Source organism: Pseudomonas sp. B6002 (assembly GCF_013385985.1).
In the GTDB taxonomy this organism is placed as follows: Bacteria; Pseudomonadota; Gammaproteobacteria; order Pseudomonadales; family Pseudomonadaceae; genus Aquipseudomonas.
The window spans coordinates 73,040-90,064 of sequence record NZ_JACAOY010000008.1; the positions used below are offsets into that span (position 1 = coordinate 73,040).

A 17,025-nucleotide genomic window follows, 5' to 3' on the forward strand; every position below is an offset into this window, starting at 1 on the left:
GGCTTGATGAACGCAGCAGCATACGCCGGTTCACGCGCGGCTTAAATCGCTCTGCATGTCGCCCAGCAGGTCTGGCATGTCCTCGGCAAACAGGTGCGGGTAACACTGGCGGATATGGGCGAAGAAAAACGCCTCGGGCACGTCGGGAAACTGCCCGTGGTCCAGCACATATTCCATCGAGCGCTGACCCTGGCGATTGAACGCGTGGAACACGCTGTCATGCAGGCCATCGAACGCCAGCGGCGGCACATCGAACAATTCACACAACTGGCTGTTGAACGCCGGGGTCGCCTTGACCCAGCGCCCGCGCAAGTACAACTCGGTGTAGCCATGCATGGCGAACACATCGCTCTTGAGCAAGGCGATCAGGCGCGGCGTCGACAGGTGGTTGCGCACGTCGGCCAGGCCGATGCGCGCCGGTATGCCGCAGTGGCGGGCACAGGCGGCGAGCAAGGTGGCCTTGGGCACGCAGTAGCTCTCACCGGTGGCGAGGGCGAAGCTGGCGTTGAGGGTGCCGGGGTCACGGCTGAAGGTGTACGGGTTATAGCGAATCGCCTCACGCACGGCGTAGTAGAGACTGACTGCCTGGTCACGCAAATCTGCGCTGGGGCCACGATGTTTTTCGGCGAACTCCACCACCGCAGGGTGGTCACTATCGATGAAGCGGCTGGGACTCAGGTACGTATCCATGGGCGTTATCTCCGAAGCAAGCCTTGAGTGTAACGACAGGTTTGCCCTGTAGATAACGACGATTCGGCCAATTGTCGGCGCCTGGTGACCGGTGCTTCCCGTACAACTCGTAACACCCTGATCACCGCGCTTTTTCGGATGCCGACTAAGCTCCTTGGTGGTTTCGCCCCTGGTTTCACGGAGGATTGAATATGCTGTTGTTGTGGATACTGGTTCTGGTGGTCGGCATTGCCTACCTGGCACACCGCCGCACCGCGCCGCTGCCCGCCCTGGGTGTGGTCGCCGTCTACCTGCTGGCGATGGGCGCCTGGAGCCACGCACCGGGTTGGCTGCTGCTGATCTTCTGGGTGTTGCTGGCGGCTGTCGCTGCACCGCTGCTGCTGCCGGACCTGCGCCGCCAATACTTCACCAAGCCGCTGTTCAGTTGGTTCCAGAAAGTCCTGCCGCCGATGTCCGAGACCGAGCGCGATGCGATCGACGCCGGCACCGTGTGGTGGGATGGCGAGCTGTTCAGCGGTCGCCCCGACTGGGACAAGTTGCTGGCCTACCCCAAGGCGCAACTGACCGAAGAAGAACAGGCCTTCATCGACGGCCCCACCGAAGAACTCTGCGCGATGGTCAGCGACTGGGAAATCGGCCAGGCCATGGACCTGCCGCCCGCCGCCTGGGAACACATCAAGACCCACGGCTTCTTCGCCCTGATCATTCCCAAGGAATATGGCGGCAAGGGCTTCTCCGCCTACGCCCACTCCCAGGTCGCCATGAAGCTCGCCACCCGCAGCGGTGACCTGGCCTCCACCGTGATGGTGCCCAATTCCCTCGGCCCGGCCGAATTGCTGCTGCATTACGGCACCGACGAACAGCGCAACCATTACCTGCCACGCCTGGCCCGTGGCGACGATATCCCCTGCTTCGCCCTTACCGGCCCATTGGCTGGCTCCGATGCTGGCGCCATGCCAGACACGGGTGTGATCTGCAAAGGTGAGTGGGAAGGCAAGGAAACCCTGGGCCTGCGCCTGAACTGGGAAAAACGCTACATCACCCTTGGCCCGGTCGCGACCTTGCTGGGCCTGGCCTTCAAGGCCCATGACCCGGACCACCTGCTGGGCGAAGAAGAAGACCTGGGCATCAGCCTGGCGCTGATTCCTACCGACACCCCGGGTGTAGAAATCGGCCGCCGCCACCTGCCCCTGGGCGCCGCGTTCATGAACGGCCCCAACTCCGGCAAGGACGTGTTCATCCCGCTGGAATTCCTCATCGGCGGCCAGGAGATGCTCGGCAAGGGCTGGATGATGTTGATGAACTGCCTGTCGGTCGGGCGTTCGATCTCGCTGCCGGCTGTCGGCACTGGCGCCGCCAAGTTCACCAGCCTGGTGACCGGCCAATACGCTCAGGTGCGCGAGCAGTTCAACGTGCCGCTGTCGGCCTTCGAAGGTATCCAGGAAGCCCTGGCGCGCATCGGCGGCAACGCCTGGCTGATGGACAGCGCGCGCATGCTCACCGCCAATGCCGTGGACCTGGGGGAAAAACCCTCGGTGCTGTCGGCGATCCTCAAGTACCACCTCACCGAACGCGGCCGCGAGTGCATCAGCCACGCCATGGACGTGCACGGCGGCAAGGGCATCATCATGGGCCCCAACAACTACCTGGGTCGCAACTGGCAAGGTGCGCCGATCTTCATCACCGTGGAAGGCGCGAACATCCTCTCGCGCAACCTGATGATTTTCGGTCAGGGCGCCATCCGCTGCCATCCGTTCGTACTCAAGGAGATGGCCCTGGCCGGTCGAGAAGACCATGACCAGGCATTGAAAGAGTTCGATGGCTTGTTGATGCAGCACATTGGCTTTGCCGTGAGCAACGCCGCCAGCACCCTGGTACTGAACCTCGGCATCGGCCACTTCGAGAAAGCGCCGGGCAACCGTTTGAGCCAGGGTTACTTCCGTGCGCTGAACCGCCAGGCTGCCGCCTTCGCCCTGCTCGCCGACTTGAGCATGATGTTGCTGGGTGGCGAACTGAAGCGTCGCGAACGCCTGTCGGCCCGCCTGGGCGATGTGCTGAGCCATATGTACCTGGCGTCGGCCGCGCTCAAGCGCTACCACGACCTGGACTCGCCGGACCATCTGGAGCCGCTGTTCGCCTGGGCCATGGAAGAAAGCCTTGGCCAGTCGGAACGTGCGCTGGATGAACTGCTGAGCAACTTCCCGAACAAGGTGCTCGGTTGCCTGCTGCGGGTGATCGTGTTCCCGTTTGGCCGTCGCCACACCGGGCCGTCCGATGCGCTGGATGCCGAAGTGGCTGCGGTGATCGGCCGGGCCAAGGGCGACCCGACCCTCGAAGAGCTGTTGGCCGGCTGCTACCGCCCGCAATCGGCGGACGACCCGGTGGGCGCCCTGCAACACGCCTATGACCTGCTCGGCGCCAGCCAACCCTTGCAGAAAAAACTCCACCAGGGCCTCAAGAGCGGCCAGGTCAAACCGGCGGCCGGCGAGCATGCCATCGACGCCGCACTGCACGCTGGCGTGTTGCAACCGGCTGAAGCGCAGACCCTGCGTGATGCCGAAGCGGCACGGCGCAAGGTGATCGACGTGGATGATTTCAGCAAGGAGGAGCTGACCCAGGTAGAAGGTAAAGTCCGCTGAGTCGAGCGGTCATATAAAAACGGGCGCGTGAGCTATATACTCTCGCGCCCGTTTTTGCTTTAGAGGACTTATCTCGTGTCCAACGTCGTTGCCGATCATCTCGTCTTGCTCGACCACCTGCGCAGCATCCTGGTTGCCGTCGGCGAAGCCGAACAGGTTCCCGAGGAAAGCCACTCGCTGTTCCTGGAGCGTTTCGACGAATTGCGCGCCCTGCTGCCCATCGACCCGATCGAAAGCCAGTACCTGGGCCAGGACCTGATGAGCCAGGTCATCCTGCGCTACCCACAAATCGCCCACCTGGTACCGCGCGACCTGCTGTGGTTCTTCGGCGGCGACTGCCTGCACTTCATGCCCGACGAAGAACTGGACATGTACCAGGCCCTGGAAGAGCGTCGCTTCGAAGCCGAGCAGAACGACGAGCCCTTCGACTGGAACCAGGAGAAGCAACTGCTGGCCATGTCGGACGACCAGAGCAAGCACTGATTTTCTAGAACCACACGACACTCACTGTAGGAGCCGGCTTGCCGGCGATGAGGCCCTTGAAACCAACATTGGGCTCAAGGCCGCCATCGCCGGCAAGCCGGCTCCTACAGGTTCAATCGCATGCCTACCTTCGGCGCAGTGTGGGTTCGCGCGCCATGCACTCCACCAGATAATCGATAAACACCCGCAGCTTTGGCGGCAGGTACCGCGTGGGCGAATGCAGCAGCCAGGCCTCGCCATGGTACGAGGCGATGAAGTCCCACGCCGGCAGCACCTGCACCAGGCTCCCCTCCTCCAGCGCATGGCGCGCAGTGAAGTACGGCAAACTGCCAATCCCCACATGCTGCAACACCGCATCCAGCCGCACGCCCGTGTGGTTCGCCGCGTATCGCCCGCGGACACCCACCGTTACCGCCTTGCCACCCTGGCGAAACTTCCAGCGTGAATCCCCCGGTGTCTCTCCCAGGTAGATGCAACTGTGCTCAAGCAGATCATGGGGGTGACTCGGTGTGCCGTGCTTGGCCAAGTAATGCGGCGTGGCGCACAGCAAATGCTCGATGGGCAGCAACTGCCGCCCCACCAACCCCGGTGGCGGGCTATCGGTGATGCGGATGCTCAAGTCGACGTTGTCATCAATCAGGTCCACCTGGCGGTCTTCAAGGATCAACTGCACATCCACCTTGGGGTAGCGCCGCAGGAACTCCGGCATATGCGGGTGCACCACAAACCGCCCCACCGCCTTGGGCACGCTGACCCGCACCAGTCCTTCGGCTTCATGGGTAAATTGGCCGCTGATCTCCATCACCGAGCGGGCCGCGTTGACCATTTCCTGGCAACGCTTGAACACCTCTTCACCGCCTTCGCTCAAGCGCAATTTGCGCGTGGTGCGCTGCAGCAGGCGGGTGGCCAGTGCCTTCTCCAGGCGCGAGATGCTGCGGCTCACCGCCGATGGAGAAACGCTCAACTGTCGCGCCGCTTCGGAGAAGCTGCCGGTTTCCACCACCTTGACGAAAATCGCCATCTCGCCCAACAGTGGCAAAGGAAGATTGATGCTCATGACGCACAGGTCCATTGATAATTGAACGGATTATCACCCATCTACGCACTATTTATACTGCCCGCAGAACCCTGATGCGGATGTAAACGATGACCGAGCGCCTGTTTTTTACCCACGACCACCTGACCGCCGAACTGGAGGTGCTAAGTTGCGCGCCCCATGAGGATCAGTTTGCGGTCACCCTGCAGTCGACGATCTTTCACCCCCAGGGTGGCGGGCAACCGTTCGACACCGGCTGGCTCGGCGACAGCCAGGTGCTGCGCGTCACTCAGGAAGCCGATCGCGTGGTGCATTACGTGGATCAACCTGTACAGCCCGGCCCGATCACGGCGCGGGTCGATGCACAACGTCGCGCCCTGCACACGCGCCTGCATTCAGCCGGGCATTTGATTGGCAATGCCGGTGAACGCCTGGGCTGGATGCCGATCAAGGCGCACCACTGGCCTGGCGAAGGCAAGATCACCTTCATCCGTGGGGAGGCGGCACAGGCCATGGACGCCGAGGCCCTTCAGCGCCAGGTGGATCAATGGATCGCCGCGGATTACCCACGCCACATGGCCCTGGAAGACGGCACCCGCGAAGTCGGTTTCGGCGAATTGCCCGCCTATGCCTGTGGCGGCACCCATGTGCAGGCGCTGAGCGAACTGGGCCAAGTGACCATCCTGGCCCTGTCCGAGAAAAAGGGCGCGCTGTCGGTGCGTTACAGCATCAACGACAACACTGCCGTTTGATCGCCCCAATCCTGTAGGAGCCGGCTTGCCGGCGATGGCGGCCTTGAATCCTGCGTTGGACTCACGGGCCTCATCGCCGGCAAGCCGGCTCCTACAGGGCGATGGTGGCCTTGAATCCTGCGTTGGACTCTCGGGCCTCATCGCCGGCAAGCCGGCTCCTACAGGGCGATGGTGGCCTTGAATCCAGTGGTGGTCTCAGGGCCTCATCGCCGGCGAGCCGGCTCCTACAGTATCGTGGCGCCGGGGCGGCCGGGTTCGACCACGAAGGATTGGAGGGTGGAGAGCGTGGCCAAGGGATCGCGCGGGTCGCTGATCGCGCGCAGGTGGGTGAGCATGCACTGTTCCTGCAACTCCACCGAGACATACCCCCGCTGGCGACTGTCGAAAAACTTCACATGGGGGTTGAGCGGCAGAATGGCTTTGTACGGCTCATAGGGCGGGCCGTCGGAGGTCACCGATGAACCGACGAACTCGGTAGCCACCACCGGCGAGTCCAAATCATTGGCGTCTGCGTGCAGGTCCGTGACCCAGAACGAATGAATATCGCCGCCCCAGAACACCGGATTCTTCAGGTCGTGCCGCTGGATGGAGGCCAGCATTCGCTCACGATTGGCCATGTAGCCGTCCCACCCGTCCGTCCAGCGCCCCGGCTTGTGGTTGGTCAGGTCGCGCTGGGTCAACGGTGCAACGAGCAGGTCCTGTGCGATCACGTTCCACTGCGCAGGGGACTCGGCAAAACCTCGGTCCAGCCAAGCCTCCTGCTCCCAGCCGAGCATCGTGCGGCGAGGGTCGCGCAGGTCGGTGCAGCTGTTGTCGGCGATGTGCCCCTGGTGGCTGCCATTGGCCAAAATGCACGGTTGTTCGGAGCGGTACTGGCGACCATCCAACACGTGGAATCGCGCCAATCGGCCGTAGTCCAGGCGTCGGTAAATACGCATATCCGGGCCCTTCGGCAGGCTGCTGGCGCGCAGTGGCATATGTTCGTAGAAGGCCTGGTAGGCGGCGGCCCGCTGCTTGAGGAATTGCGCCACCGGAGTCTTCGGGTCCTGGGACCAGCGGTTGGCGTAGTCGTTCTGTACTTCGTGATCGTCCCACGTCGCCACACTCGGCGCAGCGGCGTGCAGGGCCTGCAGGTCCGGATCGGTTTTGTACAGGGCATAGCGGTTGCGATAGTCACTCAGGCTCACCGCATTGCCGCTGCCATGGGCGCGGAAAACTTTGCCCGAGTCGGCGGCATAGGAGCTGTCGTAGATATAGTCACCGAGGAAAAACACCAAGTCCGGCTGCTCGGCAGCCAGGTGACGGTAGGCACTGAAGTAACCGCGTTCCCAGTGCGAGCACGACACAAACCCTAACCGCGCCGACACCATCGCCTGCATAGGCGGCGTAGTACACGCACGGCCTACCGGGCTCTGCGCGCCCAGGCCTTCGAATTGGTACCAGTACGGCCTCCCCGCCTCCAGCCCCGCCACTTCCACATGCACCGAATGGGCAAAGCGTTCCGTCGCCGTGGCTTCGCCCTGCTTCACAATGCGCGTCATGGCCGCATCGCTGGCCACTCGCCAACGCACCGGCACCGGGCGGCGCAACCCGCCTCGCCCATCATCGGCATTGAACAACGGTGCCAGGCGCGTCCAGATCACGAAGCCATCAGGCAGTGGATCGCCGGAAGCCACGCCCAGGGTGAACGGATAGTCGACCCCGGCACTGCGTGCAAACGGGCTAAGGATCGAAAAAGCCGAGGCAACCGCCAGCCCCGTGAGAATCCGCCGACGGCCATGGTCCACCTCGCCGTTCATGTGCGGGCCTCCCAGTCCTCACGCAACGCGGCGAAACCGAGCAAGTCTTCATACACGCCGTTCTTGAGAAACGCCCCGCGCATGCAGCCCTCATAGCGCAGGCCGATTTTTTCCATCACCCGTGCCGATTCCTTGTTGCGACCAAAGCACTGGCTGCCCACCCGATGCAGCCCGAGCTGCGTGAACCCGTAACCGGTGACCGCACTCGCCGCTTCAGCGGCATAGCCCCGGTTTCGACAGCTCGCCGCGACCCAACCCCCAAGGTGGCCATAGTGATGCCGCGCATTCAGACGCAAGCTGACGATGCCGATCAATTCGCCACTTTCCCGCAGGTGCATGCCGAGGCTGAGCAGGTCGCCTGCACGAAATTTATCGTCCATCGCACCAATAAACTCCTGCGCCGTTTCCAGCGTGTAGGGCGACGGAATGTTCGCCGTGTTGTCGGCGATTTTCGGCCCGTTGGCGAGGGTGGAAAGGGTCTCGGCCTGGGTCATTTCCAGCGCCCGCAATAGTAGTCGCGGTGTCGCCAAATGAGGCAGTGCGGTCGGCATACAGGGGGGCTCTCGAGATAAATTCTTCAAGAATGTAGCCCCTGTGTGTCAATTGCATTACGTCATAAAACTGCAAGGTAAATTGCCTGTAAGACGCGTCCTAGAGCCCTCAAAACGTCAATTAAAGTTAACCAATCGGTCATTTTTGGTTGTTAGCGTGTCGCCCCTAATTCAACGACGGGGTAGCGGAATGAGAACCTGGGATGAACCCAAGAAGCGCAAGGCACACATCGAATTGATCCCGATGATCGACGTGATGATGTTCCTCCTGGTGTTTTTCGTACTCGTGAGCTTGAACGTGATTCCGGCCCTCGGCATGAAGACGCAACTGCCCAGCGCGAGCAGTTCGCAGCAGCTCAAACCACAGAACAAATTCATCCTGACGTTGGGCCTGGAAGGCCAACTGCAACTCGACGGCAAGGACCTCACAGTCGATGCCCTGGTACCGGCGTTGAAGGCCGCCGAGAAGCCCGATACCAAGTCGACGATCATCGTCAATAGTGACAAGGGCGTGGAAGTGTCGCGCCTGGTGGAAGTGATGGACACCCTGCGCCTGGGTGGCTTCACCTCCGTGTCCATTGCCACGCGTAAGTCCTGATCATGTACGTCCTGTTTCGTGCGCGTCAGCTGCTGGGCAGTGTCCCGGCCCTGATCGCCCTGGTGCTGATTGCACTGGGTATCCAGTCCCAGACCTTGAAGGTCGAACCCAAGTACGACGAGTCGGCGGTCGAGCTGGCGTTGGTCGAGCCCGAGCCGGAAGTGATCCCGGAACCGGTGGTGGAACAAGAGCCGCCCCCGCCAGTGATCGAGGACGAAGAGGCCGAGCCGGCCCCGCCGCCACCACCGCCCAAGCCGCAGCCAAAACCCAAGCCTGAGCCCAAGCCAAAACCTGTGCCCAAGCCCGTGGTCGCCAAGCCAACCCCAACACCGACGCCGCCTCCAGTGGCCGCCAAACCGGCCCCCGCCGCCGTGGCCCAGGCCGCGCCGACACCCGCACCGCCGGCGCCGCCGAAGGTCGACGGCCAGGCGCTGGAAGGCGGTTACCTCAAGGGGCTGCGCAACGAGTTAGACACCTACAAGCAGTACCCCACCGGCCGCCAGGCCTCCCTCGAACGCCCCAGCGGCGAAGTGGTGATCTGGCTGCTGGTGGACCGCCAGGGTCGCGTTCTGGACTCCGGCTTGCAAACCCAGGCCTCGAGCATGTTGCTCAACCGGGCCGCCACCAACAGCTTGCGTCGTATCAAGCAAGTCAAGCCGTTCCCCGAGCAAGCCTTCGGGGGGCGCAATGAGCAGCGCTTCACCGCCACCTTCAACTACAGCGTGCAATAAGCACCCGACACCAGGACGACAGTGATGAGGTTCACACGGATTCATCTGGCACTCGTTGCCGCAAGCATGGGCCATGGAATGGTCATGGCCGACACCAGCGACAGCGACGTCGGGACTATTGGGGTTCAGGGCAAGGCCACGGCAGGTGGCGGCTACATGGTGCAGGAAGAAAGCATCAAGGGCCGCTCCACCGTGACCAAGGAAGCGCTGGATAAGCAGACCGCCACCGGTAACGCGATCGACAAGCTCAAGTACACCCCGGGCCTGAACATCTCCAGCGAAGACAACACCGGCCTGTCGGGCTTCCGCTTCACCATGCGCGGGCTCAACTCCGACCAGGTGGGGATGTCGGTGGACGGCATGCCGATCAACGACTCCGGCAACTACGCGCTGTACTCCAACCTGCTGGGCGACCCGGAAAACATCGAGCAGATCTTCGTCACCCAAGGCTCGGCAGAAGCTGACGGCCCGCACATCGGCTCCAGCGGCGGCAACATCGGCATCGTGACCATTCGCCCGACCAAGGAAACCGGCGCGTTCGTCAAACAGGTCATGGGCAGCAACGCCACCCGCAAGACCTTCGCCCGCCTCAACAGCGGCGAGATCAACGGCCTGAGCAACTGGCTGTCGGTGTCTCATACAGAAGGTGACATGTGGCGCGGCTCGGGCGCCGTGCGGGCGGACAAGGTGGAGTGGAACAGCTTCTTCGACGCCGGCAACGGCAACACCGCCAACCTGATCCTCAAGTACCACGAGCAGGACAACAACAGCTACAGCCAGCTCACCAAGGGCCAGTTCCAGCAGAACGGCCGCAAGTACGATCCGTACCCTGCCACGCCGACCGTGGGCAGCAACGGCAAGGTCAACAGCTACTACGCCCTGGCGCAGAACCCGTTCCAGACCTTCACGGGGGTGCTCAATACCCAATTCAAACTGGCTGACAACCTGGCGTTGTCGGTGATCCCATATTACTACTGGGGCAACGGCAGCGGCGTGGGCTCGAACAGCTACGCGCTGAACCGCGGCTCCAACGCGGGCGGCGTGTTCGACTTGAGCAACCTGCCGACCGCGGCGCAGTACAACGCCGACGGTTCCTCAACCACCGGCGTGTACTACCGCCCTTCCCGCACCCAGACCTGGCGCCCGGGCATCACCACCAAGCTGAACTGGGACCTGGAAGAACACAGCCTGCAATTCGGCTACTGGTATGAGCGTGCGCGCCAAAGCCAGACCCAACCGTTCATTGCCCTCAAGAGCAACGGCAAGCCAACCGACACCTGGCCAGACGGCAACGCCGTGGTCGATGCCAACGGCAACACCGTGCAGGGTCGCGACCGCTTCACCGTCACCCCGGCGCAAAAAGTCTGGGCCCAGGACACCTGGTACATCAACCCGGACTGGACCCTGGTGGCGGGCCTCGCCTACATGAACGTCGAGCGTGACGGCACCAACCACGGCAGCCTCACCGAGCAGGCCGAGAAGCGTAACCAGACCTACAACAAGCTGCTGCCCAACGTCGGCCTCAAGTACCAGCTGGATGAGCGTGACCAGTTGTTCTACAGCCTGTCGCGCAACATGCGTATCCCGCAGAACTACGTGCTGTACGACAAAGGTGCCGGCTCCATCGACGCCAAGCCGGAAACCAGCTGGAACCACGAGCTGGGCTGGCGCTACACCGATGAAGACATGACCGTGGCCGCGACCTTGTTCTACATGCAGTTCAAGGATCGCCAGGTGTCGTCCAAAGACATCAACGGCGACTTCGCCGACATCAACGCCGGCTCGGTCAACAACAGCGGCCTGGAGCTGGAATGGAGCGGCCTGCTGCCCAACCACTTCAACTACTACACCTCCTACACCTACACCAAGGCCGAGCAACAAGATGACCTGACCGTCTACAACGCCGGCAAGGCCATCCTTTTGCCCACCAGCGGCAAGCAGTTCGCCAACGTGCCGAAAAACATGCTGGCCGCCAACATCGGCTACGACGACGGGCGCTTCTACGGCACCTTCGGCGGCAAGTACACCAGCAAGCTCTACGGCGACCTGACCAACGACGAGGCGATCTCCGGGCGCACCGTTTTCAACGCCGGCGCCGGTATCTACCTGCCGGTGGACAAGAAGGTGGTCAAGGACGCGACCCTGCGCCTGAACGTCGACAACCTGTTCGACAAGAAGTACCTGGACGGCGTGTACACCACCAAGACCAACTCGGCCACCTACGGCGGTTTCCGCGACGGCGACCCGGCGTACATCGTGGGCCTGGAACGCACCGTGACGGTTTCCCTGGAAGCCAATTTCTAACTGCGAGGTAAGTGAACATGGACATGAATGTGCTCCACGACATCACGTTTTATGTGATGTATGCCGCGATGGCCATCGCGATCTTTATCACCATCGAGCGCGGGATCTTCTTCGCCTATGTGCGCCGCCAGGCACGCGCCTTGACCGAGGTGCTGGGCGCCAACGTGCACAGCGAACGCGACTTGCCGGAAAGCCTCACCCGTCGCGACAGCCTGCCGTTGACCATGGTGCTCCCGGTGCTGGCGCAAAAAGCCACCCACGGCTCGCGCAAAGACCTGGATGACGTGATCGAAACCCAGTACCTGACCACCCGCGCGCCGCTGGCCCGCAGCCTGTGGATCATCGAGACCATCACCACCGCCGCCCCGCTGCTGGGCTTGCTGGGGACCATCCTGGGCATCATCGACACCTTCAAGGCACTGGCCAGTGCCGGCGTGTCCGACCCGGGCCAGATCTCCGGTGGTATCGGTACGGCCTTGTTCGCCACCGGCCTGGGGATCGCCATCGCGCTGTTCTGCGTGGTGTTCCACAACTTCTTCCAGGACAGCCTGGAGCGCATCAACGACCAGCTGAAAATCCTGCTGATCCGCGCAGCCACCGGCGCCCGTGTGCAGGGTGAAGTCCCGCACCTGGTACCGACCCCGCTGCACAGCCGCACCGCGTAATGATTCGGGCGGGCGCGCAATGCGCCCGCCATTTTTTACGAAGAGATCCCTATGCCCATTCCCTTGAAATTGCGTATCGCAGGCCTTGCCGGTTTGCTCCTCAGTCCGCTTGCCCAGGCGGACTTTTCAATTGCGGGTTTTGAACTGGTGCACACCGTGCCCGTGGACACCGCGCTGGGTACCGCTGATTTACGTCAACCGGGACCGGTGTGGATCGAGCTGTTCGACGGCGCAAAAACCTCCATCGACATTGGCCAGTTCTACGCGGCCGATCACTCGGGTTCGGTGATGGACAAGGTGATCGAACACCTGGAAGCCGCAGGCAAACGCGGTGTGAAGATTCGCTTTTTGCTGGAAGAAAAAGGCATCAAGCTGTCGGAAGCCTCCACCCTGGAACGCTTGCGCGCGATCCCCAACCTGACCTTTCGCGTACTGCCTTATGGGCAACTGAGCGGCGGCATCATCCACGCCAAGTACATGGTGGTGGATGGCAAGCAGGCGTTTATCGGCAGCCAGAATTTCGACTGGCGCTCACTGGAACACATCCACGAAACCGGCCTGCGCATCAGCGACGTCAGCGTGGTCGGCCAGGTACAGGCGATCTTCAATCAGGACTGGAACGCCCAGGCTGCCCTGACAGAGCACAAGCCCGTGCCACTGCCAGCGAAAGGCGCAGAACCAGCACGCACCGGCAACTACCTGGTCGCCAGCCCGCAACGCTACAACCCTCCGGGAGTGGGTGACTCACAGCTGGAACTGCCACGCTTGCTGGGCGAGGCGAAAAAAGAGGTGCGCGTGCAATTGCTCGACTATGCACCGCTATCCTACGGACCCGACCGGACACGTCCCTACTACGCGGTGATCGATAATGCCGTGCGTGCAGCGGCGGCGCGGGGGGTGTCGATCAAGCTGATGGTGTCCAACTGGAACACCGACAAGCTGGAACTGCCCTACCTCAAAAGCCTGGCCGTGCTGCCCAACGTGCAGGTCAAAATCGTCACCTTGCCCGAAGCCAAGCAAGGCTTTATTCCGTATGCACGGGTGATCCACAGCAAGACGATGGAGATCGACGGGCAAGTGGCGTGGGTGGGTACCAGCAACTGGTTGGGCGGATATCTGGATAATTCACGCAACCTCGAAGTGGTGATGCGTAGCGAGGCGATGGCCAAGCGTATCGGCGAATTGCATGAGCAATTGTGGGATGGGCCCTACGCCAGCGCCTTGAACCTGACCGAAGACTACCCCGAGCCCCACCCCGGCCAGCCTTGACCCAGCCCTCCCCCTGTAGGAGCTGGCTTGCCAGCGAAAATAGCCCAGGCACCACAATTAGCCAGGCAGTGCGCATCATCGTTAAAGGCCATCGCCGGTAAGCCGGCTCCTACAGGTCCGTGGGCAGGCGCTCGCTCGTGGAAAAAAGAGGTGGTAGTGTGTGGAAATGTTTCTGACAGATTGATCAGAAATTTCCCACTCACTACCTGCAAAGGAATGCATCTCTCCATGCACTTTCCACTCAAGAAACTGGTGGCGGCTACCCTGCTCGCGGCCAGCCTGTCGACCCTGTCCAACGCGGCCTTTGCCAACATTACCCCAGAGCAAAGCGCGCAGATTCTGCAGCAGTTCAACGAAACATCGGTCAGCGATTTCCGTGGTTTCCTCGGCGCCCTGGCCAAGGGCGACTTGGGAAAAACCAGCGACGTGGGCCCGGCAATCAATGGGTTCCTTGGCAACCAGACGCTGAACACCGACCAGCAGAACGAAATCAACCGCCTGCTGGGCATCTACACGCGGGTGAAGTACGGCAAGGCCGCCACCGAAACCCTGCGCGAGCTGGTGGAAATCCCGACGTTCAACATTGAAGGCGTGCCGCAGTACAAAAACCCGGAATTCCTCAAGATCGCCGCCAAGATCCAGGAACTGGCAAAGGCCTTCAACCTGAACTTCCGCAACATCGACAACCGCGTGTATGAAATTTCCCTGGAAGGCAGCGGCGATGAAGTGGTGGGCATCCACGCCCACGCCGACGTGGTACCGGTGACGCCGGAAAACTGGGTGCTCAAAGACGGCACCAAGCTCGACCCGTTCAAGGTCACGCTGATCGGCGACCGCATGTATGGCCGTGGCACCGAGGATGACAAGAACGGCATCGTGGTGGCGATGTACGCCATGAAGGTGATCAAGGAAGAAAAGCTGCCGCTGGCGCGCACGTTCAAACTGCTGGTGGACACCACCGAAGAAACCAACGGCGACGCGATCCCCTACTACTTCGAACACAACCCGACGCCGCAGTACAACCTGGCGCTGGACGGCGGCTACCCGGTGGTCATCGCCGAAAAAGGCTACGGCACGGTCATGGCCACCTTCCCGGTGCGCAAAGGAGAAGGCAAAGGCGCAGAAATCATTTCGATGACCGGCGGCATGGCCACCAACCAGATTCCCTCGGCGTCGGTGGCGACCCTGCTCAGCGACAAGCCGGCCGAGTTGGCTGCCAGCCTGCAAAAAGCCGGCACCGAGTATGCCAAGCGCAATGGCGCTAACTTCCAGGTCGACGCCAAAGTGGTCGGCAAAGAGGTCAAGCTGACAGTCACGGGTGTCTCGGCGCACTCCTCGGAACCGGAAGCCGGTATCAACCCCGTCGCCCGGATGCTGGGCCTGATCCACAGCCTCGAGGGCAAGGTGGCGCTCAAGCACAACCACATCACCGATGCGGCGCGCTATGCCGCCGACAACTGGGGCCTGGACTACCTGGGTAATAAACTGGGGGTGGGTTTCTCCGATGCCTTCATGGGGCCGCTGACCACTTCGCTGACGTTTGTCGGCCAGGATGACAAAGCCTTCAAGTTGGCGGTCAACCTGCGTGTGCCTAAAGGCAAATCGCCGGAAAAACTCAAGGCCGAGATTGCCGACAAACTCAGTGCCTGGGACAAGAAAACAAAGGTGGCAGTGGGCTTCACTTACTCCGTTGCCGAACCGATGTACCGCAACCCGGAAGGCGAGTGGGTGAAGGCTTTGCTGGCAGTGGCCAGCGAGAACCTGGGCATGAAGCACGAGTTTGGCACCTCGGCCGGCGCGACCTCCGTGCATGAGCTGCCCAACGGCGTGCAATTCGGCCTGGCACGGCCGGAAGTAAAGTACACCGGGCACACCGACAGCGAGTTCAAGACCGTCGACCAGTTCCTGCTGGACCTGCAGATTGTCACCGAGATGATGGGGCGTGTCGGGCAGTTGCCGAAGCTCTGATTACGCGATGAAAACAAAAAGCCCGCCATGATGGCGGGCTTTTTGTTGGAAGGATCAGTTCGGTGCAAGACCGCCCCGCTCCACCAGCGCCAGCTCGGGGAACTCGAACAACAAGGCCTTGTTGCCCCTGCCAATATGCTCCATCACCGCCAGCGTGATGTACTCGCGCACCATCCCGGTTGAGACGAAATACATGGCCCAGGCCTGCTCAGGTGTGCAGTGGCCAATCTGTTCTTCTATTTCCTTGTACGCTTTGTAGTCGTCCGGCTCCAAGCCGCGTGGGCAATCGCCTCGGCGCATGATTCTTCCCTCCCTGGAATGTCTTGAAGCCGGCACAGCATGTGAAACGCAGATCAGGTGCCGCTTTTTACCTTGGTCCAGACACGGGTGCGGATGCGTTCCAACTTCAAGGGTAAAGGCTCCAATGGAACGAGCTCGGCGATGGTCGTTTTGTCTGGGTAGATCCACGGGTTGTCACGCAGCTTCTGCTCGACGAACTCGGTGGCGTCCTTGTTGGCGTTGGGGTACAGCGTGTGGTTCGAGCTCTTGGCAATTACCTGCGGCTCAAGCATGTAGTTGATGAAAGCCATGCCTTGCTTGGCGTGCGGGGCATCCTTGAGCAGTACGAAGTTCTCCGACCAGACCAGCGCGCCCTCGTGAGGCAGGCTGTAGGCAATGGTGCGGCCGGTGTTGTTCTTCTCGTTGAGGGCTTGCGCCGCCAGTGCACTGTTGGCCCAGCCGACGACGGCGCAAATGTTGCCGTCCGCCAGGTCGGCATCGATTCGCGATGAGTCGAAGTAGACGATGTAAGGGCGGATTTTCAGCAGCAGCGCCTGGGCCTTTTGGTAGTCCTCGGGGTTCTGGCTATTGCTGGGTAACCCCAAGTAATGCAGGGCGATCGAAATGATCTCGCTCGGCGAGTCGAGCATGGCCACGCCACACGACTTGAGCTTGCTGATGTTTTCTTCCTTGAAAATCAAGTCCCAGCTGTTCACCGGCGCGTTTTCGCCCAGCGCAGCCTTGACCTTGTCGACGTCATAACCGATGCCGGTGGTGCCCCACAGGTACGGCACGGCGTAAAGGTTGCCAGGGTCGTTGGCCTCGAGCAGCTTGAGCATGTCGGGGTCGATGTGGGAGTAATTGCTCAGCTGCTTGCGGTCCAGCGGCTGGAGGACGCCGGCCTTGATCAGGCCTGGCAAGGTGTTGGAGGTGGCGACGACGACGTCATACCCGGTGCGCCCGGCCATGACTTTGCTTTGCATGATCTCGGCACTGTCGAACGGGTCCATGTGCAGCCGCGAACCGGTCTTCTGCTCGAACTGCTTTGGGGTTTCCGGAGCGAGCAGGCCGAACCAGTTGTACAGGTACACACCAGGCGCTGCTGCCTGTGTCGCTGTACTGGTGCCAACAGCAAGGAGCGAGGCCAAAAAAATGGCTCGCAAATGTGATTTACTCATATGACTATCCTTGTCAAAACGGTAGGCCCTCATGGCCTTCATTCGCTCGCTGGTGAATATACCGGGCATCGTTGAATAGTAAA

Annotated in this window: 15 protein-coding genes; 9 read left to right on the forward strand and 6 right to left on the reverse strand. The window is 61.6% G+C overall.

From position 1 onward, the window contains the following. Window positions 1-30: 30 nt before the first annotated feature. The gene (locus tag HX792_RS12750; protein WP_176996447.1) at window positions 31-690 is read right to left on the reverse strand and encodes a transglutaminase family protein; all 660 of its coding nucleotides are present in this window, start codon (window positions 688-690) and stop codon (window positions 31-33) included. 191 nt (window positions 691-881) lie between these two features. On the opposite strand from HX792_RS12750, the gene HX792_RS12755 reads away from it, so the two are divergent. Then, window positions 882-3,329, forward strand: a complete 2,448-nt coding sequence (locus tag HX792_RS12755) for an acyl-CoA dehydrogenase (protein WP_176996448.1) — start codon at window positions 882-884, stop codon at window positions 3,327-3,329. Between the two features lie 75 nt (window positions 3,330-3,404). Then, window positions 3,405-3,812 (forward strand): PA2817 family protein, encoded by a 408-nt coding sequence (locus tag HX792_RS12760; RefSeq protein WP_176996449.1) that lies wholly within the window; start codon window positions 3,405-3,407, stop codon window positions 3,810-3,812. Between the two features lie 124 nt (window positions 3,813-3,936). Here the strand turns inward: HX792_RS12760 and HX792_RS12765 are convergent, their stop codons facing one another. Continuing rightward, window positions 3,937-4,869, reverse strand: a complete 933-nt coding sequence (locus tag HX792_RS12765) for a LysR family transcriptional regulator (RefSeq protein WP_176996450.1) — start codon at window positions 4,867-4,869, stop codon at window positions 3,937-3,939. A gap of 89 nt (window positions 4,870-4,958) precedes the next feature. Between HX792_RS12765 and HX792_RS12770 the strand changes: the two genes are divergently transcribed. Further along, window positions 4,959-5,600: an alanyl-tRNA editing protein gene (locus tag HX792_RS12770; RefSeq protein ID WP_176996451.1), complete on the forward strand. Its 642-nt coding sequence runs from the start codon at window positions 4,959-4,961 to the stop codon at window positions 5,598-5,600. Window positions 5,601-5,824: 224 nt separating this feature from the next. Here the strand turns inward: HX792_RS12770 and HX792_RS12775 are convergent, their stop codons facing one another. Both HX792_RS12775 and HX792_RS12780 read right to left on the reverse strand, forming a co-directional pair. After that, on the reverse strand, window positions 5,825-7,399 hold the full coding sequence (locus tag HX792_RS12775) for an alkaline phosphatase (protein ID WP_176996452.1): 1,575 nt from the start codon (window positions 7,397-7,399) through the stop codon (window positions 5,825-5,827). Then, entirely contained in the window at window positions 7,396-7,950 is a 555-nt protein-coding gene (locus HX792_RS12780; protein ID WP_176996453.1) for a GNAT family N-acetyltransferase, read from the reverse strand. Before HX792_RS12780 ends, HX792_RS12775 begins: the two co-directional genes overlap by 4 nt. Window positions 7,951-8,140: 190 nt before the next feature. Between HX792_RS12780 and HX792_RS12785 the strand changes: the two genes are divergently transcribed. The 6 genes from HX792_RS12785 (at window position 8,141) to HX792_RS12810 (ending at window position 15,485) form a co-directional block, all read left to right on the forward strand. Continuing rightward, window positions 8,141-8,548, forward strand: coding sequence for a biopolymer transporter ExbD (locus HX792_RS12785; RefSeq protein WP_005786670.1), 408 nt, complete (start codon window positions 8,141-8,143; stop codon window positions 8,546-8,548). Window positions 8,549-8,550: 2 nt separating this feature from the next. After that, entirely contained in the window at window positions 8,551-9,279 is a 729-nt protein-coding gene (locus HX792_RS12790; RefSeq protein ID WP_176996454.1) for an energy transducer TonB, read from the forward strand. Between the two features lie 24 nt (window positions 9,280-9,303). Next, window positions 9,304-11,583 (forward strand): TonB-dependent receptor, encoded by a 2,280-nt coding sequence (locus tag HX792_RS12795; protein WP_176996455.1) that lies wholly within the window; start codon window positions 9,304-9,306, stop codon window positions 11,581-11,583. Window positions 11,584-11,600: 17 nt separating this feature from the next. Beyond that, window positions 11,601-12,248, forward strand: a complete 648-nt coding sequence (locus tag HX792_RS12800; protein WP_176996456.1) for a MotA/TolQ/ExbB proton channel family protein — start codon at window positions 11,601-11,603, stop codon at window positions 12,246-12,248. A 51-nt stretch (window positions 12,249-12,299) separates the two neighbouring features. Next, window positions 12,300-13,517 (forward strand): phospholipase D-like domain-containing protein, encoded by a 1,218-nt coding sequence (locus HX792_RS12805; protein ID WP_176996457.1) that lies wholly within the window; start codon window positions 12,300-12,302, stop codon window positions 13,515-13,517. A 228-nt stretch (window positions 13,518-13,745) separates the two neighbouring features. Further along, window positions 13,746-15,485 (forward strand): dipeptidase, encoded by a 1,740-nt coding sequence (locus HX792_RS12810; RefSeq protein WP_176996458.1) that lies wholly within the window; start codon window positions 13,746-13,748, stop codon window positions 15,483-15,485. Between the two features lie 54 nt (window positions 15,486-15,539). Here the strand turns inward: HX792_RS12810 and HX792_RS12815 are convergent, their stop codons facing one another. Together HX792_RS12815 and HX792_RS12820 are read right to left on the reverse strand one after the other, a co-directional pair. Beyond that, complete coding sequence (locus HX792_RS12815) at window positions 15,540-15,785, reverse strand: hypothetical protein (protein WP_176996459.1); 246 nt, start codon at window positions 15,783-15,785, stop codon at window positions 15,540-15,542. Window positions 15,786-15,838: 53 nt separating this feature from the next. Beyond that, window positions 15,839-16,942 carry an extracellular solute-binding protein gene (locus tag HX792_RS12820; protein WP_176996460.1) on the reverse strand — a complete coding sequence of 368 codons (1,104 nt, stop codon included), beginning with the start codon at window positions 16,940-16,942 and terminating at the stop codon, window positions 15,839-15,841. Window positions 16,943-17,025: the final 83 nt, after the last annotated feature.

Bases quoted from the DNA above. Each gene is read 5' to 3' on its own strand.
- HX792_RS12790 (WP_176996454.1), top strand. From the start codon at position 8,551: ATGTACGTCCTGTTTCGTGCGCGTCAGCTGCTGGGCAGTGTCCCGGCC.
- HX792_RS12810 (WP_176996458.1), top strand. From the start codon at position 13,746: ATGCACTTTCCACTCAAGAAACTGGTGGCGGCTACCCTGCTCGCGGCC.
- HX792_RS12815 (WP_176996459.1), bottom strand. From the start codon at position 15,785: ATGCGCCGAGGCGATTGCCCACGCGGCTTGGAGCCGGACGACTACAAA.
- HX792_RS12800 (WP_176996456.1), top strand. From the start codon at position 11,601: ATGGACATGAATGTGCTCCACGACATCACGTTTTATGTGATGTATGCC.
- HX792_RS12785 (WP_005786670.1), top strand. From the start codon at position 8,141: ATGAGAACCTGGGATGAACCCAAGAAGCGCAAGGCACACATCGAATTG.
- HX792_RS12770 (WP_176996451.1), top strand. From the start codon at position 4,959: ATGACCGAGCGCCTGTTTTTTACCCACGACCACCTGACCGCCGAACTG.
- HX792_RS12765 (WP_176996450.1), bottom strand. From the start codon at position 4,869: ATGAGCATCAATCTTCCTTTGCCACTGTTGGGCGAGATGGCGATTTTC.
- HX792_RS12820 (WP_176996460.1), bottom strand. From the start codon at position 16,942: ATGAGTAAATCACATTTGCGAGCCATTTTTTTGGCCTCGCTCCTTGCT.
- HX792_RS12805 (WP_176996457.1), top strand. From the start codon at position 12,300: ATGCCCATTCCCTTGAAATTGCGTATCGCAGGCCTTGCCGGTTTGCTC.
- HX792_RS12750 (WP_176996447.1), bottom strand. From the start codon at position 690: ATGGATACGTACCTGAGTCCCAGCCGCTTCATCGATAGTGACCACCCT.
- HX792_RS12795 (WP_176996455.1), top strand. From the start codon at position 9,304: ATGAGGTTCACACGGATTCATCTGGCACTCGTTGCCGCAAGCATGGGC.
- HX792_RS12775 (WP_176996452.1), bottom strand. From the start codon at position 7,399: ATGAACGGCGAGGTGGACCATGGCCGTCGGCGGATTCTCACGGGGCTG.
- HX792_RS12780 (WP_176996453.1), bottom strand. From the start codon at position 7,950: ATGCCGACCGCACTGCCTCATTTGGCGACACCGCGACTACTATTGCGG.
- HX792_RS12755 (WP_176996448.1), top strand. From the start codon at position 882: ATGCTGTTGTTGTGGATACTGGTTCTGGTGGTCGGCATTGCCTACCTG.